The 25,833-nt window shown below is 68.5% G+C and carries 19 protein-coding genes and 6 pseudogenes; 11 read left to right on the top strand and 14 right to left on the bottom strand.

What is annotated here, in order from left to right:
* Positions 1-35: 35 nt before the first annotated feature.
* Positions 36-2,102, top strand: coding sequence for a HEAT repeat domain-containing protein (locus tag AC068Z_RS39670; RefSeq protein ID WP_478567699.1), 2,067 nt, complete (start codon positions 36-38; stop codon positions 2,100-2,102).
* Between the two features lie 160 nt (positions 2,103-2,262).
* Complete coding sequence (locus AC068Z_RS39665) at positions 2,263-2,799, top strand: hypothetical protein (RefSeq protein ID WP_478567696.1); 537 nt, start codon at positions 2,263-2,265, stop codon at positions 2,797-2,799.
* Here AC068Z_RS39665 and AC068Z_RS39660 read toward each other — a convergent pair.
* Complete coding sequence (locus AC068Z_RS39660; protein WP_478567693.1) at positions 2,756-3,673, bottom strand: IS5 family transposase; 918 nt, start codon at positions 3,671-3,673, stop codon at positions 2,756-2,758. The two genes, AC068Z_RS39665 and AC068Z_RS39660, sit on opposite strands and share 44 nt — an antisense overlap.
* 377 nt (positions 3,674-4,050) lie before the next feature.
* Between AC068Z_RS39660 and AC068Z_RS39655 the strand changes: the two are divergent.
* A pseudogene (locus tag AC068Z_RS39655) lies at positions 4,051-4,488 on the top strand (ISAzo13 family transposase); the annotation flags it as partial.
* 6 nt (positions 4,489-4,494) lie between these two features.
* Here AC068Z_RS39655 and AC068Z_RS39650 read toward each other — a convergent pair.
* From AC068Z_RS39650 to AC068Z_RS39620, 7 genes and pseudogenes are all read right to left on the bottom strand, one after another.
* Positions 4,495-5,337: pseudogene (locus AC068Z_RS39650) on the bottom strand (IS256 family transposase); the annotation flags it as partial.
* Between the two features lie 221 nt (positions 5,338-5,558).
* Entirely contained in the window at positions 5,559-9,566 is a 4,008-nt protein-coding gene (locus tag AC068Z_RS39645) for a tetratricopeptide repeat protein (protein ID WP_478567690.1), read from the bottom strand.
* Between the two features lie 24 nt (positions 9,567-9,590).
* Positions 9,591-9,902, bottom strand: a complete 312-nt coding sequence (locus tag AC068Z_RS39640; RefSeq protein ID WP_478567687.1) for a trypco2 family protein — start codon at positions 9,900-9,902, stop codon at positions 9,591-9,593.
* A gap of 468 nt (positions 9,903-10,370) precedes the next feature.
* A pseudogene (locus AC068Z_RS39635) lies at positions 10,371-10,631 on the bottom strand (integrase core domain-containing protein); the annotation flags it as partial.
* A gap of 23 nt (positions 10,632-10,654) precedes the next feature.
* Positions 10,655-11,710, bottom strand: a complete 1,056-nt coding sequence (locus tag AC068Z_RS39630) for an IS630 family transposase (protein WP_478567822.1) — start codon at positions 11,708-11,710, stop codon at positions 10,655-10,657.
* A gap of 94 nt (positions 11,711-11,804) precedes the next feature.
* Positions 11,805-12,215 carry a DUF6236 family protein gene (locus AC068Z_RS39625; RefSeq protein WP_478567684.1) on the bottom strand — a complete coding sequence of 137 codons (411 nt, stop codon included), beginning with the start codon at positions 12,213-12,215 and terminating at the stop codon, positions 11,805-11,807.
* Between the two features lie 66 nt (positions 12,216-12,281).
* Positions 12,282-12,872 (bottom strand): hypothetical protein, encoded by a 591-nt coding sequence (locus tag AC068Z_RS39620; protein WP_478567681.1) that lies wholly within the window; start codon positions 12,870-12,872, stop codon positions 12,282-12,284.
* A gap of 597 nt (positions 12,873-13,469) precedes the next feature.
* Here AC068Z_RS39620 and AC068Z_RS39615 point away from each other — a divergent pair.
* A pseudogene (locus tag AC068Z_RS39615) lies at positions 13,470-13,643 on the top strand (transposase family protein); the annotation flags it as partial.
* 871 nt (positions 13,644-14,514) lie between these two features.
* Here AC068Z_RS39615 and AC068Z_RS39610 read toward each other — a convergent pair.
* The gene (locus tag AC068Z_RS39610) at positions 14,515-15,093 is read right to left on the bottom strand and encodes a lactococcin 972 family bacteriocin (RefSeq protein WP_478567678.1); all 579 of its coding nucleotides are present in this window, start codon (positions 15,091-15,093) and stop codon (positions 14,515-14,517) included.
* 169 nt (positions 15,094-15,262) lie between these two features.
* Positions 15,263-15,466, bottom strand: coding sequence for a hypothetical protein (locus AC068Z_RS39605; RefSeq protein WP_478567837.1), 204 nt, complete (start codon positions 15,464-15,466; stop codon positions 15,263-15,265).
* Between the two features lie 192 nt (positions 15,467-15,658).
* Between AC068Z_RS39605 and AC068Z_RS39600 the strand changes: the two are divergent.
* Positions 15,659-15,772 (top strand): annotated as a pseudogene (locus AC068Z_RS39600) (IS5/IS1182 family transposase); the annotation flags it as partial.
* Positions 15,773-15,793: 21 nt separating this feature from the next.
* Here the strand turns inward: AC068Z_RS39600 and AC068Z_RS39595 are convergent.
* Both AC068Z_RS39595 and AC068Z_RS39590 read right to left on the bottom strand, forming a co-directional pair.
* Positions 15,794-16,081, bottom strand: coding sequence for a hypothetical protein (locus tag AC068Z_RS39595; RefSeq protein WP_478567675.1), 288 nt, complete (start codon positions 16,079-16,081; stop codon positions 15,794-15,796).
* Between the two features lie 443 nt (positions 16,082-16,524).
* Positions 16,525-18,750, bottom strand: coding sequence for a PQQ-dependent sugar dehydrogenase (locus tag AC068Z_RS39590; RefSeq protein ID WP_478567672.1), 2,226 nt, complete (start codon positions 18,748-18,750; stop codon positions 16,525-16,527).
* A gap of 245 nt (positions 18,751-18,995) precedes the next feature.
* Between AC068Z_RS39590 and AC068Z_RS39585 the strand changes: the two are divergent.
* Positions 18,996-19,172 (top strand): annotated as a pseudogene (locus AC068Z_RS39585) (transposase); the annotation flags it as partial.
* Between the two features lie 19 nt (positions 19,173-19,191).
* Positions 19,192-19,464, top strand: a complete 273-nt coding sequence (locus AC068Z_RS39580) for a hypothetical protein (RefSeq protein ID WP_478567669.1) — start codon at positions 19,192-19,194, stop codon at positions 19,462-19,464.
* 432 nt (positions 19,465-19,896) lie between these two features.
* Here the strand turns inward: AC068Z_RS39580 and AC068Z_RS39575 are convergent, their stop codons facing one another.
* Together AC068Z_RS39575 and AC068Z_RS39570 are read right to left on the bottom strand one after the other, a co-directional pair.
* A complete protein-coding gene (locus AC068Z_RS39575) occupies positions 19,897-20,931 on the bottom strand; it encodes a DUF6745 domain-containing protein (protein ID WP_478567666.1) in 1,035 nt (344 codons plus the stop codon).
* A gap of 31 nt (positions 20,932-20,962) precedes the next feature.
* The gene (locus AC068Z_RS39570) at positions 20,963-21,289 is read right to left on the bottom strand and encodes a hypothetical protein (protein WP_478567663.1); all 327 of its coding nucleotides are present in this window, start codon (positions 21,287-21,289) and stop codon (positions 20,963-20,965) included.
* A gap of 183 nt (positions 21,290-21,472) precedes the next feature.
* On the opposite strand from AC068Z_RS39570, the gene AC068Z_RS39565 reads away from it, so the two are divergent.
* The 4 genes from AC068Z_RS39565 to AC068Z_RS39550 are packed head-to-tail and all read left to right on the top strand — an operon-like array spanning position 21,473 to position 25,828.
* Positions 21,473-22,432, top strand: coding sequence for an STM4015 family protein (locus AC068Z_RS39565; RefSeq protein ID WP_478567660.1), 960 nt, complete (start codon positions 21,473-21,475; stop codon positions 22,430-22,432).
* An 11-nt stretch (positions 22,433-22,443) separates the two neighbouring features.
* Positions 22,444-23,637, top strand: a complete 1,194-nt coding sequence (locus tag AC068Z_RS39560; protein WP_478567657.1) for an STM4014 family protein — start codon at positions 22,444-22,446, stop codon at positions 23,635-23,637.
* Between the two features lie 11 nt (positions 23,638-23,648).
* The gene (locus tag AC068Z_RS39555) at positions 23,649-24,464 is read left to right on the top strand and encodes an STM4013/SEN3800 family hydrolase (RefSeq protein WP_478567819.1); all 816 of its coding nucleotides are present in this window, start codon (positions 23,649-23,651) and stop codon (positions 24,462-24,464) included.
* The gene (locus AC068Z_RS39550; protein ID WP_478567654.1) at positions 24,461-25,828 is read left to right on the top strand and encodes an STM4012 family radical SAM protein; all 1,368 of its coding nucleotides are present in this window, start codon (positions 24,461-24,463) and stop codon (positions 25,826-25,828) included. Before AC068Z_RS39555 ends, AC068Z_RS39550 begins: the two co-directional genes overlap by 4 nt.
* Positions 25,829-25,833: the final 5 nt, after the last annotated feature.

The raw sequence follows: 25,833 nt of genomic DNA, 5'->3' as shown, positions 1-25,833 counted from the left end.
GCAGCAATTGAGGGTGCTTCCGGCAGGAGGTTGAGGTGGCGGGGCAGGCGATTCGCCGGATCGCGTCGCTAGGCGTGGTATTGGCCGGGGTGATCGGCGGGGTGGCGACCAATCGAGTCGAAGGGCCGTGGTGGGTGCAGGCCCTCTGGTTCGGTGGCGCAGTTGTGGCGGGCGTGGCAGGCCTGTGGCTTTACTCTCGCGCCAACCCACCTGAGACCTCCGCTTCCCCGGCCAACCTCTCTGAGCCGGAGCCCGACGCGGAGGAGTATCCGCTACTTATCCGCGTCTACCACTTCAGCAACTACCACGAATCGTCTGCCCTAGGAGGGCCTGACGGCACGCTGTTCTCGTCGAGAGGACACCTGGGCGAACGGGTTGCCGGGCTGCTGCTGAACGAGTTGTTGCGACGCGACATCGCCGCGGAGCGCAGCGATGGCGACAACCCGGTCCGCGTGTGGCAGATGAGGGTTCCTCCAGACGGAGCCCTGGAAGAGCTTCGCCGTCACGCACCGTTCGTAGCGGTGTCCGGTTACATAGCGCCGTCCGATGAGCCGGGCCGGTACACGGCGACGGTCCGGGCCTCGCTGATCCGCAAGGATGGCGGCCCCCGCCCCCTGCTTGTCGAGGAGGTGGAATTCGAGGACACACGTAGCAGCATGACGCAGGCCGTGGTCGGTCTGGCCGAACGGATCTGGCAACAGGCCCGAGTTCTGGGCCTCCAAGCAGATCGGCTCATCACACAACTGCTTGGCACGGATGCTGCCGCTGCTTGCCACGCTCATGACGCGTTGGTCGCGATGCCCCCCATGGATAGGCTCATCTCGGAACTGGAGAACCGCACCGCACCAGAGGAGCTGGACGCCCTGGTCGCGGTCTTGGCCGCCGTCAACGACTACCCGACGCGGGACCGGGTGAGTACGCGGCTGCGCGCATTACTGAGCGAGCCGCAGGTGCAGGCGCCAGTGGCCCGGTTGCTCGGGTTCTGGGGTGATGCCAGCGCCCTGCCAGTCCTGCTTGCCCTGCTCGAAGACCCCGAAACTCCCGAACTCGGCAAAACGATCAGTATCGTCGCGCAATTTAACCGCCCCGCTACTGCCTCTGTGATCGCACAGCACAGCACCCACCCCGATCCGCAGGTCAGAATCGCCGTCCTGCGCGCACTGCGCCTACTGGATCAAGCTGTCGCTCGCACTGTCTTGCTGAACCGGGTCGACGACTCTGACGGCGTGATCCGGCAGTGGGTCGCCGGGGTGCTGGCTGAAATCGGAGATTCCGAGGCGATCGACGCACTGCAGCGCCTTGTCGTGGATTCAGAACAGCCCGTGCGGGAGGAGGCTGCCCTCAGCCTGGCCCGCTTGGGTGACCCGTCCGGTGTTTCTGTGCTAATCGACTACATCGTCCAACGGCCGACCACCGACGTATACGGAACCATCGCTCAGGACTACCTGGTTGGCCTCCCCCCTGCCGCTGTGCTTCCGGAAGTGCCCGCGCTGCTGCGCTCTAATGATCCGGAAGTGCGCAGACGAGGTGCGCAGATTGCTGCCTCTCTTCCCGACCCGTCCATGCTGCCGACCCTTACCTCGTTGGCCGACGATCCGGATGGCTTCGTCCGTTTCGAGGTGCTCAAGGCCCTGGGATCTATCGGCCATCCGGACACTCTGCCCGTCTTGCGCCGCGGACTCCGCGACACGTGGGTCTTGAGTCGCTCGGCGGCACTGCGCGGCTACGTCCGGGTGGGAATGTACGCTCCCGAAGACGCCCCGCTGATCAGACCCTTCCTGGAAGACGCGGAAGATGCCGGCCCCGAAGGGCCCACCTATGCCGCATGGCTGCTCGCGCAGTGGGGAGACCGTGCGGCTTTCCGCTCCCTGCTCGCGGGGCTGCGAGACGGCACACAGAGTTGGGTCCGGGACCTGTTCGACCCCAGTCCCGATGAACGGATACTCGATGCCACCGGCGTCGCCGACCTCTGCGCCCGACTCTCGCCGGATGTCACCGCCATCGGGACTGCTGACCCCCGGGCTTGGGCGCAGTCCGTGCTCAACGTGCTCCCCCATCTGACTTGGGACGCCGCCCAGCGCGTCTATGTCCTCAGTAGATGAGACCCCGTCTGGTGGAGGGCAGCAGTTGCTCCGGGCCTGACGGGCTTTAAGTAGCTGTTGTCGTACCGAACCTGAGGACGGCGTTTTCGCTGGTCAGGTATAGGTTTCGTGATTCCGTGGGAGTCGTGGCCTGTCGTTTCGTCTCCCCGGGAGGTCGCGGATGCCGTCGGTTGTCGGACTACTGGAACAGCACGAACTTGCCGCTCGCCGTCGAGTCGACGGGCTGCGTGAGGAGGCTGACCGGATCCAGGCCGAGCTGGCCGCGGCCGAGCAGGAATGGCAGGAGTGGGCGATCGCCCGCAGGCGGGTCGATACGGTGCTGGCTCCGGACGGCGGAAATACCGCCGACGCCGAGGCCGCCCAGGAGCCGCGGGATGCGGACACGCAGTCGGCGTCCCGTGATGCGGCGAAGCCGAAGTCGCAGGTGCCGATGTGGCGTCAGGGGCTGGCCTGGCCGGCGCTGTCGGCGGACTACCAGCACATCCTCAAGGCCCTCGCGGACCGGCATCGTCTCGGCCAAGGGCCGCTGACCTGCCAGGAGATGGCCGCGGGCTTCGGCATGGACGTAGTGCCGGCCAAAGTGGAGGCACTGCGGTCGAAGGCGAAACGCCTGGTCGCCCGCGGCTGGCTGGCCGAGGCGGCACCGGGCGGGTTCACCCTCGCCCGCGGCGTGACCGGGCCAGGCGGCGGGTCATGAGAAGGATCATCGACCAGTAGACCATCGCCTCGGCGCTGGTGGTGCGCCGCTCGAAGTCGCGCACCAGGCGGCGAGTGCGCATCAGGTGGGCGAAGAACCGCTCGACGATCCATCGCTTGGGCAGTACCACGAACCCCTGCTGGTCGTCACTGCGCTTGACGATCGCCAGCACCAGGGCGAGTGCGGCCAGGCAGTACTCGACGAGGCTGCCAGTGTAGCCGCCATCAGCCCAGATGAGGACCAGCAGGTGGTGCGCGTCGGCGACTTGCCGCAGCAGGACCTGTGCGACGGAGCGGTCGCCGGTGTCCGCGGCGGTGACTATCACGCCCAGCAGCAGACCGAGCGTGTCCACCACGACGTGCCGCTTACGCCCGTTGATCAGCTTGCCGCCATCGAAGCCGCGGCTGTCGGCACCAACGACCGCGTCCGCCTTGACCGACTGCGAGTCGATCACCCCCGCGCTCGGCTCCGCGTCCCGGCCCAGCTCCTCGCGGACCCGGCCGCGCAGCCGGTCGTGGAACTCCTTGACCAGGGCGTGGTCGCGCCAGCGGCGGAAGAAGGCGTACACCCGGTCCCACGGCGGGAAGTCGGCTGGCATCGCCCGCCACTTGATGCCGTTCTCGACCAGGTAGCGGATCGCATCGAGTATCGCGCGGTGGCAGTACGCCTCCGGCTGGCCTCCCCGACCGCGCAGCCATCCCGGCACCGGCAGCAGCGGCCGGACGGCCGCCCACTCCGCGTCCGTCATGTCCGTCGGGTAGCGCGGCTGCCGGGATCTGTTGTCGGCGGCGTTGCCGAACCGGTGAGCCAGGCATTCACACGCGAGGGTGACCCAGGTGGACTCCGCCTCGGCGGTGGCGTACAACTGCGACAACAGGGTCTCCTGGACAGCTCGTTGGCGTAGACACCCTCTGAGCTACCAAGAGGCCCTGTTTCCCATGCGCGGCGCCGACCGCGATCACCCGATCGAGACTCCCGTTCGACGGACACCGCTCAAGATCGGAAAGACAACAGCTGCTCAGTCGCTTGAGTCGCTGAGGTGAACCTGGGCTGTGACTGAGGACGGATGAGTCCCGAAGACTTGCGGGCACACACGGTGCCCTCCCTCGGGCCGACGGTTCAACGTGTAGAGCCGAAGTGTCATTGGGGACCCAGAGTCAGGCCTCCGAGCCACGCCACCTACTCCTCACTGTCAGACCCCACCGGTTGACTGGGGCGGATACAGCAAGGAGATGCATCATGTTCAAGCTCGTACGCACCGGGGCCCCGGTCACCGCCAGGCTCCAGCTCACACACCAACTGGCCGACCCGGCCCTGACCGGCATGGACCGCGCCGAACTCACCAGACTCATCGATCAGTTGTCGCTGCACCAGACCGCCCTGATCGAGCGGCGCCGTCACAAGCAGCGAGGCGGTCCACGTCAGCCAGGCACCCGCGGAGGCGTTTTCCGATAGAAGATCACCGATGCCGAACGCCTCCTGGCCGCCGTCCTCTACGAGCGCAAGCTCGGCACCCGGCAAGTCCTGGCAGACGCCTTCGGCGTCAGCCTCGGCACTCTGAACAACGCCCTTGCCGACGCCCAGCCCGTCCTCCTCGAAGCCGGAATCACCCTGCCTCCCGCCCTGACCCGCTTCACCACGGGCGACGAACTGCTTGCCTCGGTCAGCAGCGACACACCGACAAGTTGATTCTTTACGGCTCCGGTGAACGACACAGGTCTGGACGATCGTCGCAGGCCAGACGGTATTCACGGCGTCCGGTAGACCGGTCAGGCCGTCGCAGACCAGCATCAGGACATCGGCCGCGTCACGGTTCTTGAACTCGGTCAGGACCTGGAGCCGGTACTTCGCGCCCTCCCTGCCGTCGCCGATCCACAGGCCCAGGATGTCCCGGTGCCCCTCGGCGGTGACCGCCACCGCCATGTAGACACGCCAATTGGCGACCTGCCCGTCCCTGACCTTCACGTTCACACAGTCGATGAAGACGACCGGGTAGACGCCGTCCAGCGGGCGGTTCTGCCATTCCGTCATGCCGGCCATCACACTGTCCGTGATCGTGGAGACCGTGGACTTGGAGATCTCCGCGCCGTACACCTCGGCGAGATGCGCGGAGATCTCCTCGTGCGTCAGCCCCTTCGCCGACAGCGACAGGACCATCTCGTCCACCCCGCCCAGACGCCGCTGACGCTTCTTGACCAGCTGCGGCTCGAACGACCCGGCCCTGTCCCGCGGCACCACAATCTCAACCGGCCCCGCCTCGGTGATCACCGTCTTGGACCGGTGCCCGTTGCGGTAGTTCTCCCTGCCGCCCTCGGCCCGCTCACCGGGCTCGTGCCCCAGATGATCCGTAAGCTCGCCCTCCAGCTCGGACTCCAGCACCCGCTTCGTCAGCTGCTGCAGCAGGCTGCCCTCGCCGGTGAGCTTCACCCCACCGGCCTGAGCCCGGGCAACCAGCTCGGCGACCAGCCCGTCATCCACGGCACTCGTCACACCCACAGCGGCCTTCCCGGCCTCGGTGTCACTCGTCACGTCAGTCATCAACTGTCGCTTCCAGCTCGGGAGTTACACCGCTCACCGTACAGACCCCTCGTCCGATAGGTCGCTGGGGTACGGCTGCCTCTCCATGCCCCGCATATCAGCATGGACATGCCCAGCACGCGACCTGCGCAGCGATCAATGCCACGCTCGAGTGAATCGCGAACCGAGAAGGATCGGACTTAACGTCCACTCAGTACAGCCCAGTCACAGCGCTGCCGTTATTAAAGGGGGTCACGCTCCAGGTAGGCACCGATGAGGTTGCCTCGAACGGCCCGCGTCAGAGGAGCTTTGGCACCGTAGACCCGCTCGCACCCAGCGTAGGCCGCCTCGTACATCGAAATGGCCTGGGGGAGGTTTCCTGCAATTTGGTACGCGCCAGCGAGATTGTTGAGGGTGCTCAGGGTGTTGAGGTGGTCAGCGCCCAGCTTGTCCATCTGACCGGCTAGCGTTGCTTCGTACTGCGGGATGGCCCTCGCCGGATCCTTCGCGGCGTGGTAGGCGCAGGCGAGGCGGCTACGCGTGGTGAGCGTTTTGAGGTGGTCGACACCCAGGACCCGCTCGTGGTCAGCAAGCGTCGACTCGAAGGACCGAATCGCCCACGCAAGGTATCCCGCCGCCTGGTAGGCGCGGGCCGCGTCGCTGTGGGCGGAAAGCGTGTCGGGGTGGTCGTCCCCGAGCACCCGCTTGCGATCGGCCAGCGCCTCTTCGAACAGGGGAATCGCCCGACCGAGATCCCCCGCCGCTAAGTAGGCACTGGCCAGGCTGCTGCGACTTTTGGACGTACGAGGGTGGTCGGCCCCCAGCACTCGCTCGCGGGCGGCCAGTGTCTCCTCGAACAATGGAATCGCTCGAGTTAGGCTCCCGGCCGCCTGGTAGGCGTGAGCCAGGTTGTTGCGGGTGGACAGGGTGTTGGGGTGGTCGGCTCCCAGCACCCGCTCATGCTCGGCGCGCGCCGCTTCCAGTAGTGGAATCGCCCGTCCTAGGTCCCCCGCCGACCGATATGCCAAGGCCAGTTCCGCGCGGGTCTTGAGGGTATAGGGGTGATCGGCTCCTAACACCCGCTCGCAGTCGGCCAGCGTGGCCGCGTAGAGGGAGATCGAGCGGCCTGGATCCCCCGCAGACCCGCAGGCTCTGGCCAGGCTTGCGCGAGAAGACAGTGTGGCAGGGTGGTCGGCTCCCAGCACCCGCTCTCGATCGGCCAGGGTCGCCTGGTGCAGCGGGATAGCACGCTCCAGATCCCCCATCGAAGCGTAAGCACAGGCGAGGAGATTGCGGGAGCCCAGAGTGTGGGGGTGGTCGGCCCCCAGCACTCGCTCGCGGTCGGCCAGCGTCGTCTCAAACAAGCGAACTGCGCGGTCCAGATCGCCTAGGTCTTCGTACAGGCAGGCCAGGTTGTTGCGAGAGGACAGCGTGTCAGGGTGGTCGGCTCCCAGCACCCGCTCTCGATCAGCCAGCGTCGCCTCGTGCAGCGGGACAGCACGGCCCAGATCCCCCGCTGACCCATAGGCGTAGGCCAGGTTGTTGCGGCTGGTGAGCGTGTCGGGGTGATTGGCGCCCAACACGCGGAGGCGTACGGCAAGCAACTCCTCGTAGAGGGGGATCGCTTGGCCCAGGTCACCTGCCGACTCATACGCGCCTGCGAGACCATCCCGTGAGGCAAGAGTCTCGGGGTGGTCTGCTCCCAGCACCCGTTCGAAATCGTCCGTCAACCTCGCGTAGAGCGAGATGGCCCGGCCGAGGTCTCCGCTCAACTCGCACGCGCAAGCGAACCTACCGCGGACGCTCAAGGTTTCGGGGTGGTCGCTGCCAAGCATTTGCTCCAGGTCTGCGAGGGTGGTCTCGTACAGAGCAATCGCCTTCTCCAGATCCCCCGCGTCGCGAAGAGCGCCGGCAAGGTTGCTTCGAGCGAGCAGGATACGGCGCTGGTCGGCGCCGGGAACACGCTCCTCTTCGGCGAGAACCGCCTCAAGCAGAGCACTCGAGCGGACCAGGTCCCCTGCCCGCTGGTAGGCGACTGCAAGGTTGTTGCGCGCTGTCGCGGCATCAGGATGGTGGGGGCCTAACACCCGCTGGATGTCGGCCAGAACCGCTTCCCACAGGTCGATCGCCCGGTCCAGGTCCCCGGTGCGCTCGTACACGCTGGCCTGGAGCATGCGGGAAGCGAAAGTCTCGATCTGGTCAGCTCCACGGATGCGGGTCCCGGATTCCACCGAGCGTTCAGCGTGGATTCTCGCTGGGCCGATCAAGCCTTGGTGCAACATGAACACGGCGGATTCATAGAGCACGCCCTCTATGGCTTCGGTGTCTTGGGTGGGGTCGGTGGCGTCGGCCAGCGCCTGAACGTGCGGAAGGAGTGCACGCCAGCGCGGCCACCCGGCGACGTTGGCCTGGGGGTCTTCCGGTAGGGCGTCGAAGAGGAGGACCGCGGCCTCGCGGCGGGCAGTCTCGATGGCCTCCGGTGCGCGGTGTGGATCAGGGTCGGGGTCAGGGTGGGCAAGCAACCTGAACGCGGGATCCGGAGTGCGCGCAATAGTCTGCACCAGGCGGTGGACAGCAAGGGTGTCGGACTCGAGGGTAACCATGCTGTAGGCGCTCAGAAGACCAAGGGCCCGCGCGAGACGGGCTGGATTGCCGGCGAGTCGGTTGAGCAGATCACGGGGCACCGATGTCGGAGCAAACCATGCGACAACGCGCAGGATGCGAACTGTCAGCGGGTCCAGTTTGGTCAACGCGTCGAGCGTGACGCGCCACGTGCGGGCCACGGTTCGTTCGGGCCGGGTGTGGTCCGCAGGGATGTCGACGGTGTACGCAGTGTCCTCGTGCAGCAGGTCGCGGTACGCCCTTACCGTCTGCTTGCTCTGCCGAATGAAGGCGCCTGCTTGCTCGAGGGCCAGGGGCAGGTGGCCCGGTTCCTCAGCGAGAAGGCGGGATTGGTCCTGATTGGCCGGATCGGTCAGCCCGGTGGACTGGGTCAGAAGCTCGAGCGACGCGTCCTCGGCCAGGACAGGAAGGGCGAACGGTTCAGTGGGCCAGCCTTCCGTGTAGCGGGTGGTGATCAGGTGCCGTCCCGCGTGGCGGAGTTGTCCTGTCAGCGTGACGAGGGAGCTGGGGTGTTCAGCGTTGTCCAGGACCAGGAGCCATCCCGGGTGTGTCTGCAGCCATCCCACCGCCCAGTCGGCGGCCTGTGGTGTGGTCAGGTCGCCCGCATGGCCACCGCGCAGTCGGTCGGCCAGCGCGGCGAGGTCGGCGGTGATCAGGTCAGGGGTATCGGCGCGGATCCACCACACCAGCCGGTAGGTATCCAGATGGGTGTGGGCGTAGTGCAGGGCGAGAGTGCTCTTGCCGACACCTCCCAGTCCGTGAACGGTCTGGGTGATCGCCTGGGACTCACGGTGGAGGGCGGCGGCGAGCTCGCGCAGGGCGTCGGAACGTCCCACAAAGACTCGAGAGGGCAAGTCCGGAAGATTATGCAGCCCGGCCAGGGCTTCGACGGCGTGGGGGGATGCGGGAGCGTCACCCCCATAGGACGTGACCTCCTGAAGCGTCAGAGCACAGCCCGTGGCTTTAAGCGTCGTGGTGAAGCCCGGACGCGCGGCCAGTCCCGCAACGGGTACGGCTGTCAGCAAGGAAGCTGGGTAGTCCTGGGCCCGGTCCACGACAAGGATCCCGACCAAGGTAGTTCCGCAGAACAGAGCCGCACCCGAAGTTCCCGCCCACCGCGAGGCGGTGGAGCCGCCGTGAGGGGTGGCAACCTGGTCCACATGCGCGTGGATCAGACCGGACTTCACCCCGGTCAGGGTTTCAATGTGCCCGCGAATCTCCTTAGTGTCACGGCGCCCACCCCTGGCCTCGGCCTGTGGAAAGCCCACCGCGACACAGTCGATCCGCCCACGCCTCTCATCGGGTTGCGCCACGCGGCCCCAGGTCACTGGAGGACAGTCGGGAGGCTGCCATCTCTCATCGGTGATCAGCAACAAAGCCGCGTCGCTTCCTGGATCTGCGGTCAGGTCCGGCGGTTCGTCGGGCCACACCAGCCTGGTCACTACCCATGGCGGGTTCTCTGCCGAGCTCAGCCCCAGCCGGCGTATCTCCACCCGCCCATCCACCCCGGCACCACTGCGCGACACATTGTGATGCGCCGTCAGCACCAGATGATCTGCAACCAGGTAACCCGTGCCGACCTTCTTCGAGGTCGGGTTCCACACCTCCACCACCCGCTGCAGGTGCATGGACTCTCCAGAGGCCGGGGCCCGCTATTCCGGGCGTTCCTTGGAGTCCGCGTTGATCTTCTGGTCAGCGCCATCTGGATCGACCGGCTGCAGGGTGATCTTCAAGCGACTTGTCGTTCCGGCCACGTACCCAGCCTTCGCGTCCGCGCTCCACGGCAGGACCATCACTCTGGCGCGGGCCTCGCCGTCCTTCCTCACATCTACAGCGAACTCCATTTCCACCGGCCCGGTGCGGAAACCGATGCGATCACCCCGGCCGTCGTCCATAGCAAGGTCCAACTCCGCGCGTACCGCGCTGATCGCCTCCGCCAGTCCGGCCCACGGCTCCTGCGGCATGAGGAGTCCCCTCAACTACTCTGCAAAGACTTAGAGTTCCGACACTTCACCATATGAGAGATTCAGGCAGCACGCAGGGTGTTTGTCCATCACCAGAGCGGACGCATGCATTCACAGGACTGCCTCCGCAGTACTAACCCCCAGCGCCAGCTCCTTCCGGTTGGGCAGAGTCGCAGGTCAGAGGGGTTCGCCGCTGGCTACCTCCCCGCCCGCCCGGGGCGGGATGCGGATCACGGGAACGGGACCGCGCAAGCCGACGGACCTTCCGGACGAGTCGCCACCACAGTGCACAGGAATACAATCCGCCCGGCTCCGGACACCCCCTGGAAGCCGACCAGCAACAGCGGGGCCTGACACAGCCGACCAACCAACACGCTCCAGGCCGCATCAGCCCCGAGGAAGCCGGCGAGACGGTCTTCGGCGGTGAGCGCCGCGTGGCACTGCTGCGTGATCAGGTGACAGCGGGGTTTATGGAGCCAGGGCTGTGGGTGGGGTCATGATGGTCTCGTACTCGAGGGGGGTCAATCGGGCCAGGCGTCTTTGGTGTCGACGGCGGTGGTAGGTGCGTTCGATCCAGGTCACGATCGCGATCCGCAACTCGCTCCGGGTGGACCAGACTTGGCGGTCCAGGACGTTCTTCTGCAGCAGCGCGAAGAAGCTCTCCATCGCCGCGTTGTCGCCGGCCGCCCCGACCTTTCCCATCGAGCCGGCCATGCCGTGGCGTGTGAGTGGACGTTACTGACTTCGGCTCTTCAAGGTGACGTGGGCTTGTCGAGGGTCAGGCCGGTGCCGGCTATGAAGCCGTCGAGGGTGTCTGGCCGGTACTGAAGGCAGTTGAGCCTGTTGCGTACGAGGGCTTCGAGCCGGTCGAGGGCGACGACGGTGAGGTTGGCCAGGCTGCGTTTGACGTGTGCCCACAACCACTCCACGGGGTTGAGATCGGGCGAGTAGGCAGGCAGGAGGAACACCGTCAGCAACTCGCGTTCGGCGATCAGTTCGCGCATGGCGTGGGAGACGTGAGTGTTCAGACGGTCCCAGACCAGCACGACCGGTGCCTTGCCGAGTTGGTGGACGCCGTCCACGAGTGCGATGAAGTCCCGCTCGCCCATGCTGCGGCGTGCGCCTTTGCCCGCTTGGTGGGTGCGCAGACGGTGGCACAGCCGGGTTCGTGAGCCCGGCCGTATCGCGATCAGCCCGGCCACCGACAGGCGCCCCGAGCGGCGTCCGCTGACGGTCACGACCGGGGTGCGCCCTCGTCGGCCCCAGGTCCGTCCCCGGGGCGGCTTCCGGGTGAATCCTGCTTCGTCCTCGAAGCAGATGTAGCCCCCGCAGGCCGCCCGGGCTCTTTTCACCTCAGCCCGGGTCGCCTCCTTCCACGCGGTCACGGCCTGCTCGTCGCGCTCGGCGACCCTGCGTGCGGGGACCTGCGGGCTGAAGCCGAGCCGGTGCATCAGCCGCGTGGCGCCGGAGACGCTGTAGGAGACGTGGAACTTCCTGCCGATCAGCGTGGCCACCCTCGCCGCGGTCCACACCTGGTCCTCCACCCAGCCGTGGGCGGCCGGGCCCTCATCAAGGTACGCGGCCAGTTTCTCCAGACAGCGCGGGGAGAGCCGGCAACGGGATCCGCTCGGGCCGCGGGAAGCCAGAGCCTCTCGACCGCCGTCTCGCCACAACTGGTGCCAGTGGTAGGCCGACTTCACGCTCACCCGTAACCGCCGTGCAACCTCTGACGGCTTGATCTCCTGCTGGTACAACTCGGCCGCCTGCATCCGTACCGACTCCCGGCGCCGACGTCCCGCAGGGGTCAGCCCGCCCCCATCCGCCTATCTCACACCACACGGATACAGCCGCCCACCCACACCCATCAGGGGCTTCGCAAAGATTCACCCCAACGAGCTGGAGTCAGTAACGGCGGCTGACTGTCAGAACGTAGGTGTAAGAAGTGACGGGCTGGGCTGGCCGACTGACGGCGGCGGCTGCAGATGCGCCGACTAACAGGGCGCCGACCAGGTCTCCTTGGGTGCCAGTCCATGCCGCGGCGGCGACGCCCAGCGCTGCGGCGACTCCCATCCGTCCGAAGGCATTGCGCGTGCTGGACCTCAGAGCGGCAGCTTCCTCCAGGAGGCGCTCTCGCTGGGCCCTCATTTCGCTCTGGTACTGCTGGCGGCTCAGATCGGTGGTGATCTCCAGCATCGTCCGTACGCCTGCCGTGTATGCGCGCAGTTCTTCTCGGTGCTCGGTTCGGAAAGCGAGAATGTCCTCGAGGGGAACGGCGGACACGTCAACGCCCAGGGTGTGCAGGTCAGATGTCATGATCTCGGCTGCTGCGAAGCCTGCGCCGGGTGTCAGGGTGCCGGCAGCCTGCCTGAGGTCGTTCAGTTAGTGCCACCACTCATAGCGAATGTCCCCGACGGACTCGGCCACCGGCATCAGCGAGATGTCCGACTGCTGTGCCAGGTCGTCACGCAGAGCCTGACAGTAGGAGTTGAGGATCAACAGCCGAGCGGCAGGATTCACCAGGAGTAATCGCTCCTCGTTGTCGAAATCTGAGGGGTCACGCTCGGCGATTCCCCTGGCCAGCATGAGTTGGGAGAGGCTGTTCGCTTGCAGCTGGGCACGGACGCCGCCCCAGTGAAAGTTGCCGATCGTAAGTCGCCGCGATTCAGCCGTGGGCAACGCGAAGTCGAAGCGGTCCAGAACCTCGTAAAGATCGGTGGCCAGCCGGGCCGCGGTGTCCGGCTGCAGGCTCCGGTCGGGCTCCAGGTTCACCAGCAGCCCTCGCTCGGCCAGAGGCTGGGCAAGCTCTGGGCTGCCCTCGATCAGGCGATCGGCAGGATGCTGAGGCAGCGAGAGAGCCAGGCCGTCGAAGAACAGCAGCGTGCTCTTCATCAACGCGGCCCGCGAGCGCGGCCAGATCCAGTCGTCGGCGTAGTACGCGAAATCACGTGTCCCGTCACGGTGCAGCCCCATGCCCGCCATCGTGAAGCAGCAGGCACGGCTGGGGGGCCTGTGTCGCTGAACCTTGTGCCTCGTGCACGGCATTCGGAGGGTGACAGGGGACGTGATCGGGCGTACATCGGCCTGCTGCGCCTGCTCGGCGAGGACCGACAGCGTGCCCGGCCGGTTTACGCGGTGTATGCCCCATGACGCACAAGCGTCTTCGTGGCCTGGTACTTACCGAAGGAGACCTGGCAGGTGTCGCTGCCCCACGCTGTCAGCGGCAGCCCAGACTGGACCGTGCGCCTCTGGGGCCTGACAGACAACTTCCGCCCCGCGCAGCTCCGAATTTCGGTCGCCCTTCCCGCCACGAATACGAGCCCGGCCGCGACGCCACCGGGGTCATCTGTACCGACCTCGCCGCAGATCCGCACGCGGTCCTCCCCTGGGGCGGTAGCCACAGTGCCGTCCACATCACTGGCACGCGCTGGATCCCCAGCCGGACTGCAAGCACGCAATGCGACAACCTCCCACCTCACTCGAAACCGAACACACACCCGAGTTGCTGGGTGTTCGAGTGGCACTGATCGAGATGGGCGGATGAGGCACGCCGGCCTTGCAGCCGGGGGCGAACTCACCCCGACCCAGCAGACGATCAACCGGGCCTTGTCCGCCGCCCGGGTACCCGTCGAACGAGCAATCGCCCGCCTGAAATCCTGGCGAATCCTCCGCCGAGCACGATGCAGCCCGAACCGCATGACGTCAATCACCAAGGCCGTCCTCACCCTGGAGCGCTACCGCTGAAAACCCTCAGTAACAAAAAACTCAGACATCTGCTTGGAGTCGCAAACCCCTGTGGGTATTCACGGTCTGCACCGCCGCGCTAATACTCGCGATTCGCTGGTGAGCCGACCGCATCGAGACCTTCGGGGAGTACGCGGCGAGCCCGCCACCAACTCCACACTGTGTGTGCCACGAGAGCCACGGCGACAACGCTCGCTACCACTCGAACGGCGTTCCAAGTAATCTCGACAACGAGGCCCTGCATGTCGCCCTCCGTTGCCAGCCGCTGAGAAGTTTCAAAAAATGCGATCAGTGGGACAAGCAGACGGAACCCCAGGCCGCCGATGCCAGGTGTTTGCGCCAGGTTCCCCAAGAGCCCCATAGGTGCACCGAAGACGAAAGCCGCTATCCCCCACACCAGGATTCTAGAAGTGAGGTCCCCTTCCGGTCCGCCAGAGATAACCCGTCCGATTGGCGCGTCGGGACTCAGATACTTCAAGAGGTAGTACGCGATAACGCCGATGGCCAGCGCCGACGAAGCCAGCAGCGCTGACTCAATTTTAGTCCGGCGCGAGTATCCCACCAGAAACGCAAAGCACGCCCACGACCACCCTCCGGAAAAAATAAGACCGACGGCATGGAAAATGGGATTGTCAAACTTATTCGCAAGTGGGCCAATTATGCCAAGCGTGGCTCCCGCTCCAAGGGCTACCGCTACAGGCATGATGCGGGCGCGCGGAAAGTGTACGATTTCTCTAGCCCTGTTCTGTGATCGGTTTTTCGCAAAAACGATGCTTTTGGGGGTTCAGTGCTTGCTCCACAGAACCCCCAAAGGGGGCAAAATTCCTCCCTTTGCCCCCCGATGCCGTCTAGAGCTCCATTAGGTGAAGATCTAGTACTTAGAGTAGTAGGTGTAACACGTGTAGGCCATGCCCCTCGTGAGGTTGGCTTCAGAGTACTTGCCAGCCGCAGCAGTGTCCTTGAGCGAGTCGTTGGCGATTTTCACAGTCGAGCCGTGATTCACGGAGCCGTGATAGTAGTTCGAGTAGCAGTACTTACCGCCGGTGGTGGCGTACCAGCCGTAACTCCACGTTCCGCCCCCGACCTCGACGATGGTCATCGGTGAGACGCTTCCCGCCGAGCCGGACATAGTGAGCTTCACCACGCCCCACTCCTTGGGGTTGCCGAGATGAGCAGGCGGCCGGGTTCCGTCCCCGCGGGTGTGGACAGTTACGGTACTGACGGTGGTGACCGAAGATGCGTCGGCGGTGGCCGGCGCTGCGAGCACGCCCGAAGCAAGGGCCGCACTCGCTATGACGAGAGCCGCAGATCTACCAAAGACCTTCACAAGGATCCCCTCCCCTGATTTCCCCGCATGGGGCTGCGAAGAGATCTTGTCCCCGTCGATCCTTCTCCGTAAATAGAGCCTTGAGTGGTCGTCCGAAATGCACGTCTGCCTGACTGGATTCACACATCCCCGACGACTCGTGCGACATCTCCGGCCATTTTTCGTGCCTGATATCTACTACCGCTTGGCACGAGCCTTGCGGTAGGCGCAGTGCTCGGCCCCATCCGGCCGCGCACAGTGTGGTGCAGCAGTTCGGGCCGCGTCCGGGGCCAGCCGAATGGACTCCGTGAGGTTAGTGAGCTTGTTCCGCTTCGATCGTCGCGAGCGCCGGATTCTCCGCCGCCCCGGCCGTCTTGACCACGAGTACCGAGGTGTACCCGGAGCTCATCGCCGTCAGTTTCAGATCTACGCCCGGGAGGACTTGGGCGTAAGTGGCGGTGTTGCCGTCGAAGCGGGGCTTCCGCATCACCGAACCCATCCTGCTGGGCTTGGCCATCCTCGCCATCCGCAACCGCGTCAAACGCTGACGGCCCGACCGAACCGTTCACGTGCCCCACTTGCCCGCACCCAGTGTTCCTCGTTCCAGCACGCCTCGGCCCGCAGGGCAGCGCACCAGCGCGGCCGTTGGACTGCGGCCCCTGGACGCGCGGGACGAGTTGGCGGTATACCTCGCGGGCTACGAACCGGCTTCGCCCGCATGAAGACCTGGAAGATCCTTCGGCACTGCCGACTCAAAGGCAACGGCGGCCACCACGCCATGCTCGGCGTCGCCCGTCTACACAACCTCGCCCTGACCGGGTGATCAAAGCAGAGACAGACCAGGTCAGGCCGGATCAGGGACAGTCCGCCGCAGAGGCCGCTGATGTCCGCAATCCAGCCGGGCTCCGTCGGCATCAACGACTACGTAGTCCAGAACGACCTTGGTGGGGTCACCGTCCTCGTAGAGCCACACGGTGATGCAGTCCGTCGAGACGTAGGTGTCGAACCAGACGTCGATCCCTTCGGCCTCCGGCCCGACAGTAAAAGCCTCTCCAGGCTCCAGCCAGTAATCCTCGCCGTACGGCTCGATGAAGAGACACAGTTCGCTGGCGCCCAAGTTCTTCACAGGCATCCTGCTGCGTCCCACCGGGCCCCCAAAGATCGCCATTCGCACGAAGGTCTACAGAGTAGCCGCGAGGTCCTGCACCACCCCTGGGGCAGACGTCGAAAGGCCTCGCGGAACTTGCGGGACAAGCCTGCCGCTGTCGCAGCGAGACTGACGGAGCGTCGTGGTTTGTCGGTCTGAGCCTGTCCAAGGCGTCCGGGGTGGGTTTGCCCACCGGGCCCGGCTTGCGAGTACTGGGGGTGTCCGGTGTGGGGGCTGCTGGCCTTCGGTTCCCCGCTGGGGGCAACCGTCCAGCCCAGCGTTCGGCCGCCTTTCGGTGCAACCCCCTCCACGGCAAGCGCGGCGGGGCTGGTCGTCAGACTGCGGGCAAGGCCTCCTTCCTCTTTCACACCTGCCCCTGGCGAAGGGTGCGGTCCCCAGCTCGAAGGCCGGGGACCGCGCCCTTCGCGTCAGCCCGTGCCCGCGCGCGGCCTCAGCAGGGTGATCCGGGAGGCGCCGAGCTCGGTCACGTACAGGTTGCCGGTGGCGGTGTCCTCGGTGACGTCCAGCGGCTGCTGGAAGCCGGTGAACCCGGTGATGCCCCGCGTCGGCGCGGAGAGCCTGCCCTGCGCGTCGGCGCCGAAGACCTCGATGTCCTGGCCGCTGCTGTAGCGGACCACGAGGAGACTGCCGCGCAGCGCACCCCCGAAGGCGCCGCCCCGGTACTCGACGACGCCGTTCGCGGAGGCGTGCAGGCCCGCGTCGTACATGCCCGCGAGGTCGAGGTTGCGGTCGGGGAGGGTGCCCACCGGGTAGTCGACGGTCTCGAACGGGTCGGTGCCGGACGTCGGGTTGCCGCCCGCCAGCACCCATTCGCAGCGGGCCGGATTCGGATGGCCGTAGTAGCGGCCCCGCTTGACGTCGAAGACGTAGTCCGTCTCGGCTGCGCGGTTCGAGGTGATCGCCGGGACGGGCGGTCCGGTGTACGGGCCGTGCGCGGTCGCGTCGATCCGGCGCGTGCAGGAGCCGGGCAGCGGCGACGGCGTGGCGGGGGTGTTGCCCCCGGCGGCCGAGCCGTTGGTCGGGGTGTACAGGTGCCCGTTGCTGTGCCACACGAGGTCGAAGGCGTTGCGCACGCCGGTGGCGTACAGCGTCAGCGGGGCGCCGGGGGCGTAGGGGTTGTAGGTGCCGGGGCTCTCGGTCCGCACGTCGAGCGGCAGCGCGGCGGGGAGCTTCGCCGGGTCGAGGCGCAGGATGGCGGCGCTGAGCAGGCGTTCGGGCCGGTTGGCCCAGACCGCGTCGGGGGCGCCCATGGCGTTGTTGGCTCCCTGGCTCACGTAGAGGGCGCCGTCCGGGCCGAACGCGAGGGAGTTGGTCTCGTGGTCCTTCACCGACCGCGGCAGGCGGCTGACGACCTCGGTGTACACGGACAGGTCGGGGCCGCTGAGGCGGCCGATGGCGCTGGACCAGTCCGGCTCGGCGGGGGTGCCGCCCGGATACATGGTGTTGGAGGAGATCCACAGCACCGGGGCGCTCGCCGAAGAGGCCGGGTCGAAGGCCATGCCGATGACGGTGCGGGCCGGCGCGCCCGGCAGGCCGCGCGCGGCGGCGTCGTCCCGGACGGTGGTGATGGCCCGGCTGTCGGTGAGGGTGCCGTCGGCGGCGATGGCGTACCGCATGATGTAGCCGTCGAGGGTGGCCGCGTACAGCCTGCCGTCCGGCCCCTTCACCACGGAGGTGAAGCTCCGGCCGGAGGCCACGCCGGTGACTTTGTCGAACGCGACGGTGCCGCCGCCCGTTTCCGCTCCGGTGGTGAACACCGACTGCCAGGGGAGGAAGCTTCGACCGTCCAGGTCCTTGACGCCGGCGGTGACGGCGAACCGGTAGCGGGTGTGCGGCTTCAGCCCGGCGGTGGGTGACAGGTTGATGACGTCACCGCCGCCGCTGGTGACGACGTGGGCGGCGACGGGGGTGCCGGTCGCGGCCTCGGTGAGCGTGACAGTGGAGGCGGTGAGCGTGGCGGCGTCGACGCCGCCGCCGACGAGGCGGAGGTCCGCGACGACACTGCCGGTGGGCGGGGCGCCCGTCGCGGTGTTGGCGGGGGTCACGGCGCGCACGGCGGGACGGGTGGCGGCATCGGCGACCGGCACGATCGCCAGGTGCGTGATCTTGGTGTTGGTGCCGGTCATGGGGCTGACGGTGAGCCGTCCGTCGGTCACGGTGGGCGTGACGGTGCGGGTCGCGTACCGGGTGGCGGTGGTCGGGACAAACCCGTCGACCGCGTTCTGGTCCTCGACCTGGAGGGCGTGGACGCTGTTGGTGTGGGCGGCGTCCCCGACCGTGACGGTGACGGAGTACGTGCCGTCCGGGACCGCGATCTCCCAACGGCCGGGCGTGGTCACCCCGGGGGATCCGGCGGGCAGTTGCATGTGCATGAGGGTGGCCCGCAGCCGGTCGGGCTCGGCTGATCCCCGGTCACGGCCGTTGCCGGTGAGGTCGAGCGGTGTGGCGGCGTCGGTCCGCGTCCAGCCGTAGGTCAGGCCGGTGCCCTGGTGCGGGCCGGTGCGGGCGCCGTACGCCTGCCCGTAGTCGAGCAGGTGGCCGGTGACCGGCACGGTTGCCGCCGTACCGAAGTCGACACTCGCGGTGAACGCGGTGTCGGCACGCGCCGGTCCGGGCGCTGCCCCCAGCGCCACGGTGAGACTCGCAAGGACCGCCGAGAGCGCCGCGAGGCGCGTTCGGTGACCGGTCGAGGACCGTAAGCCTCTTCGGGCCCGTATCGTGGTCATGATCTCCCCCTCCGTCTTGCCAAGGACTGACAAGTCTTGCCGAGGACATGGCAAGGCATCCTGCCCGCCGACGCGGACGCCCAAGCGGCGCCGCCGTCCCGTGCCGCTCCTGAGGGGGTGTGGGCTGCGTCCGGTGTGGATGATCACGGTGCATGGGGCGGGGAGATCTCACCGACGAGCAACGGGCGATGCTGGAACCGCTGCTGCCGAAGGGCACAAAAACGGGACGGCCGCCGGTCTGGACTCGGCGACGGCTGATGGACGGCATACGGTTCCGGGTCCGGACCGGTATTGCGTGGCGGGACATCCCTGTCGAGTACGGGCCCTGGCATCCGGGACGCGGACGCCATGCGCCCCAGGATCGGGCAACTGCGTGACATCGTGCGGGAGACCGAGCAGCTGAGCGAGGAGGGCGAGACGGCGGCGCCCGATCGGCTGGTGGCGGCCCAGGACGAACTCACCGCGCGTGAGGACGAGTTGAGTCGGCTGATCGAAGAATCGGACAACGAACCTGCCGAACGGCCCGCGGACTCCGACGAAGTCGACGTACCCTTTCGAACGGCCTGTGGACGACGACGAGGCCGCCGACACGGAACCCGTGCCGTCGCCACCGGCCGCTAAGCCGAGGAAACGGCTACCCGCTCGACGGGCTCGGGCCACCCGCGCAGGTCCTCCTCGGCACGGGCGTCCTGACAACCGTCGCCCACATGGTGTGCGCGGTCGTGGCTCATCTCCCCCTGTCCCTGACCTACATGTCGGGGGACGAGCCGAAGGAGGTCATCGAATGCGCGTCGTCCGGCGGGGAAGCCGTCTGCGAGACCACGGAACTCCAATGGCGCGTGCCCGCGGACGAGAAGGTGCGGACCGTGTTCGGTCCCGCGGCCGGGACATACACATGGGAGCTGCGCGGTCTGCCGGTCCATCGCCGTCGACGGGCGACCCGTGATGGAGGGGACGCCCTCCGAAACCTCACGCCTCACGGTGACGGCCGAGCGTACGGACACGGCGTCCCGCACGGCCGACCTCGGCCGGCGCGGCTTCTGAGGGCCGACCTCAGGTCTCCCTCAGCGGCGCGTACGCCTCCGCCCCGATCCCGAAGGTCCAGGCGACACCCTCCTTCGCGGTCCGGGTCGACGGAGGCACCCTGAGCCAGTAGGTGCGCCGGGTCCCGTCGGGCTCCGGTGTCGAGTTGAGGACCTCGACCATGACGACCGGCTCGTCCGCGGGCAGGTCGATCCGCCACAGGGTGCCCGTCTCGTCCCGGTGGAGGTGACGGGCGCCGGAGTCGGTGAGGTAGCGGTCGTAGCCGTAGTACTCCAGCATCACGCGCCGCAGTTCGGCGTTCTCCTCCTCGCGGATACGGCTCGGGGTCAGCGAGCGCAGTTCGGCGAGGAAGTCGGCCGGCACCGGCATGCCGCGCCAGGCGTGCAGGGCGAAGCCGTCGGGGTAGGCGAGGGCGGGGCCGTCTCCGTTGTCGAGCCGGCCGGCCTCGTCGCGGTGGACTTCCACGGGGCGTTCCGACACCACGGCGAGACGGGCGAACGGCCACCACCAGCCCGCGCTGGCGCACACCTCGGTCAGTGCGCCGAGCGGACCGTCGTCGGCGGGGAACGCGGCGAGCCAGGGCGCGTCGTGCTGGCCGAGCACCGCGTCCAGGAGCAGCACCCGCACCTCGGCGGCCTCCTTGCCGGTGTCCCGTCCGGCCAGGTCCTGGAGCACTCCGGCTCTGATCCGGTCCACCAGGGCCTGGGTGGACTCCCACAGCCGTCCGCCGGTCGCGGCCCAGTGCGCGGACCAGCCCTCGGCTCCCAACTCGTCGTGCAGACGGCGGCGTTCCCGTGCCCAGGGGGCGCTGCGGACCTCCTCGCGGACGCTGGGGCCGCGGTCGGTGAGCTGCCGGATCAGGGTGACGGCCGCGCGCGGGGAGTCCGCCCACAGCACGGTCTGCGGTTCGGCCAGTCCGGCCTGCCGGTAGGCGCGCCGTACGGCTTGCTCGGCGCGGGCCCGGTCGGCGGGCACGGTGGCCGTGGCGCGGGCGCGCCAGGCGCCCAGCCCGTCGACGCCGCCGTCGGTCTCGATGGTCGTCATCTGCCCCTCCACAAGGGTGCGCTGTTCCAGGTCAGTCGGCGACGATGCGGACCGAGCCCGGCACGTACTCCCGCTGTCTGATCACCCGGTACCAGCCGACGGGCAACGCGATCGCCGCGTGCTCCTCGTGCACCACCCGGCCGCCCTGCGGCAGGTGCAGCAGCAGCGGACCGAACGGTCCGGGCTCGCGCACCAACTCACCCGGTCCCACGACCGCGTGGGCGTGCCCGGTCACCTCGCCGAGCGCCAGCACCAGCCGGCCGCGTGCGTCGCGCCGCTCCCTGGGCGCGTGCGCCACATGGTCCGGTACCGCGCTCTCCTCCACGGGCACGATCAGCACGTCTCCCTGCCGGTACATGGCTGTCCCCTCACCGCCGGGTGCACCGCGCACCGGCCTCATGACCCAGACCGTAGAGGCCACCACTGACAACGCCCCCGCCGCCGGCCCTCCCAGCGGCCCCTCCGTGCGGCGCTGTCAGTGGCGGTTGGTAGAACTGCGGCATCACGGACCGCACGCCCCTTTCGCCTCAGGAGCAGCCGCATGACCATCGGTGACCACCTGCAAGAGCTGTACCGGCTGCCCGCGTACGCCTTCCCCGGCCCGGACGCACCGACGGACAAGCTGCCCGAGCCGGAGTCCGTCGCCTGGCGGATCGCCGCCGACGTGTACGACGCCGACGAGGAGTGGCCGGCGGCCTTCGCCCGTTTCTGCGAGGCCGTCGACACCACCCGGGTGCGTGCGCTGATCGTCGGCGCCTGGGCGGAGGCGTACGACAGTGACCCCTCCGAAGTCATCGAGGCGCTGCTCGCCGCCCGGGACCGGCTGCCCGCGCTGCGCGCGCTGTTCCTGGGCGACCTGGTGATGGAGGAGTGCGAAATCTCCTGGATCAACCAGACCGACGTCACCCCGCTGCTGGCCGGCTTCCCCGGGCTGGAGGAGTTCGGCGTGCGCGGCGGCTCGGGTCTGCAGTTCGACGCGCTGCGCCACGAGGGGCTGCGCCGGCTGGTGGTGGAGAGCGGCGGTCTGCCCGCCCGGGTGGTGCGGGGCATCGGCGCGAGCGACCTGCCCGCCCTGGTCCACCTCGACCTGTGGCTGGGCACCCCCGACTACGGCGGCGACAGCGAGGCCGCCGACCTGGAGCCGCTGCTGTCCGGCGCACGGCTGCCGAACCTGCGTCACCTGGCGCTGCGCAACAGCGAGATGCAGGACGCCGTGGCCGCGGCCGTCGCAGCCGCGCCCATCGTCGCCCGTCTTGAGGTGCTGGACCTGTCCATGGGCGTGCTGACCGACGAGGGCGCCGTGGCACTGCTGAGCGGGCAGCCGCTGTCCCACCTGAAGAAACTGGACCTGCACCACCACTACCTCAGCCAGACGGTCGAGGAGCGGGTGCGCCAGACGCTGGAGACGGCAGGCGTGGAGGTGGACCTCGACCGCGACGACGCGGAGGAGGACACCGAGGACGACGGCACGGTCTGGCGCTACGTCGCCGTGGGCGAGTGAGCGCGGGCGGCGTGGACCCTGTGGACGATGTGCGCTTCGCGGTGGTCGGGAACCCCGGCAACCGGCGGGTGTCGCTGTTCGCCGACGCGGTGCGCGCCGCCGGACTGCCCGGCCCGCGCGTGGTGCCGTGGGCGGACGTCCTCGGCGCGGGCGGAGCGGACTTCGCGCCCGAGGAGTACGTGCGGGTCGACTCCCCCGGTGAGGAGCCCGAGGTGAACCGCATGCTGCGGGGCGCCCTCGAGCCCACCCGGGTGGAGGGTTCGGCGCGCTGGTACGCCGCCTTCACGGCCGCGTTGCGCGGACTGCGCGGCGGGGTCCCGCTGGACGATCCGGGCGAGCTGGCCGTGCTGTTCGACAAGCGCCGCTGCCACGCCGTACTGAACGCGGCGGGGGTTCCCGTTCCCTCCTCCCCCACCTCCGGACCGCAGGGCGCGCCGGTGCGCGGCTGGGACGACGTACGGGCGCTGATGCGTGAGCACCGGATGTCACGGCTCTTCGTCAAGCCCGCCCATGGTTCGTCGGCGTCGGGGGTTCTCGCGGTGGAGGCGGGCCGCGGGCGGATCAGGGCGACGACCTCCGTCGAGCTGACCGCGGACGGCCGACTGCACAACTCCCTGAAGGTGCGCCGCTACGAGCGGGAGCGGGACGTCGCGGCGGTCGTGGACGCCCTGGCGCCCGACGGGCTGCATCTGGAACGGTGGGTGCCCAAGGCGTCTCAGGAAGGCCGGGCCGCGGATCTCCGGGTGGTCGTGGTCGGCGGACGGGCGACCCACGCCGTCGTGCGCACCAGCCGTACGCCGTTGACCAACCTCCATCTGGGCGGCCGCCGCGGTGATCTGGACGCGGCCCGTGATGCCGTCACGGCGGCGGGCCGGAGCTGGTCCGAAGTACTGGCGGTGTGCGAGCGGGCGGCCGCCTGCTTCCCGCGCACCTTGTGCGTCGGCGTGGACCTGCTGCCGGCCCTCGGCTGGCGCCGGTCGTTCGTCGGCGAGGTCAACGCCTTCGGCGACCTGCTGCCGGGCTTGACCGGCCTGCCGGGCAGCGGCGCCGAAGGGCTGGACACCTACGGCGCGCAGGTGGCGGCGGTCCTGCGCGCCCGAGCCCGGCCCGAGGACACCTGGCTGGGCGCTCCGCGCACGCCGGGCCCGCCGTCGCGCGGCGCCCAGGCCGCACCCGTACTCGTAGCGAACAGGAACACGGCATGACCGAGCCCGACATGAACGACGTCGTCGGCGATCACGACATCCTCCTCGTCACCCTGGACACCCTGCGCCACGACGTCGCCGAGGAGCTGGCGGCCGCGGGCCGCATCCCGCATCTGGCGAGCCGGCTGCCCGGCGGCCGCTGGGAGAAGCGGCACGCGCCGGGCAGTTTCACCTACGCCTCCCACCAGGCGATCTTCGCCGGTTTCCTGCCCACTCCGGCCGCTCCGGGTCCGCACCCCCGGCTGTTCGCGGCAACGTTCGCGGGCAGTGAGACCACCGCGTACGGCACGTTCGTCTACGACACGCCCGACCTCGTCAGCGGGCTGGCGAAGGCCGGCTACCGCACGGCGTGCATCGGCGGCGTGGGCTTCTTCAACAAGCAGGGCCCGCTGGGATCGGTGCTGCCGGGCCTGTTCCAGGAGTCCCACTGGGAGCCGGAGTTCGGCGTCACCTCGCCCCGGTCCTTCGAGAACCAGGTCGACCGCGCGGAGCGGATCGTCGCCGGACTTCCCGGCGAGCAGCGGCTGTTCCTCTTCGTGAACGTGTCCGCGCTGCACCAGCCGAACTGGTTCCATCTGCCCGGCGCCACCCGCGAGGCGGGCGACACCCGCGCCACCCACGCCGCGGCCCTGGAGTACGTCGACCGGCACATCGGCCGCCTCTTCGACGCCATGCGCTCCCGGCGGCGCTGCTTCGCGATCGTCTGCTCCGACCACGGCACCGCCTACGGCGACGACGGCTACACCGGCCACCGCCTGGGACACGAGTCCGTGTGGACGGTGCCCTACGCCCACTTCTTCCTCGACCCCGCCGAGGCCACCCGATGAGCACCAGCCTGACGACCCCCGCCGCCACGAGTGCCCCGGCCGCGTCGACGAGTCCGTACCAGCACTACGTGTACGCCTACCCGCACAAGACCGCCTACCGTCCGCTGGACGACCGACCAGCCCTCAGCGACCTGTGGGCGACGGAGGACAAGAGCGCGCTCTCGCTCTACCTGCACATCCCGTTCTGCGAGGTGCGCTGCGGGTTCTGCAACCTCTTCACCCGCATCGGCGCCCCCGACGGCCTGACCGGCGCCTACCTGGACGCGCTCGAGCGGCAGGCCGGGGCGGTACGCGAGGCCCTCGGCGACGGCATCCGGTTCGCCACGGCGGCGTTCGGCGGCGGCACCCCCACCTTCCTCACCCCGCGGGAGCTGGAGCGGCTCTGCGACATCGCCGAGCAGGGGATGGGCGCCGACCTGCGCGCCGTACCGCTGTCGGTGGAGGCCTCGCCCGCCACGGCCACCGCCGACCGGCTCGCCGTCCTGGCGGAGCGCGGCACGACGCGGCTGAGCCTGGGCGTGCAGAGTTTCGTCGACTCCGAGGCGCGGGCCGCCGTACGCCCGCAGCGGCGCGCGGACGTCGAGGCCGCGCTCGGCCGCATCCGCGACACGGCCGTCCCGGTGCTGAACATCGACCTCATCTACGGCATCGACGGCCAGACCGAGCGGACCTGGCTGCGCTCACTGGACGCGGCGCTCGCCTGGCGGCCCGAGGAGCTGTACCTCTACCCGCTCTACATCCGTCCCCTGACCGGCCTGGACCGCCGCCGCCGGGACGCGGGCGGCCCCGACCCCGCGTGGGACGAGCAGCGGCTGCGCCTGTACCGCGCGGGCCGCGACCATCTGCTGGCCCAGGGGTACGTCCAGCAGTCGATGCGGATGTTCCGCCGGGCCGACGCGCCGCCCCAGGGCGCGGACGACTACGCCTGCCAGATGGACGGCATGATCGGCCTCGGGTGCGGTGCCCGCTCGTACACGTCCGCGCTGCACTACTCGTTCGACTACGCCGTGGGCATGCACGAGATCCGCGGGATCATCGACGACTACGTCGCCACCACCGACTTCGGCCACGCAGCGGTGGGTTACCGCGTCGACGGCCCCGAGGCACGCCGCCGGCATCTGCTGCAGTCCCTCCTCCAGGCGGACGGCCTGGACACCGGCGACTACCGGGCCCGGTTCTGCGCCGAGCCCGGCGACGACTTCGGTGCCGAACTCGACGGCCTCGCCGCACAGGGCTGGCTGGCGGACCCCACCGCCACCCGCCTGCGACTGACCCCCGAAGGACTCGCGCACTCCGACGCCGTCGGACCGCTGCTGTTCTCGCCCGCCGTGCGCGCCGCCATGGCCGCCTACGAGCGCAAGTGAGCGAC

It is taken from the genome of Streptomyces sp. NPDC043726 (assembly GCF_056436565.1).
Note: the sequence above shows the minus strand (reverse complement) of the source record. Positions and strands in the feature narration are given on the sequence as shown.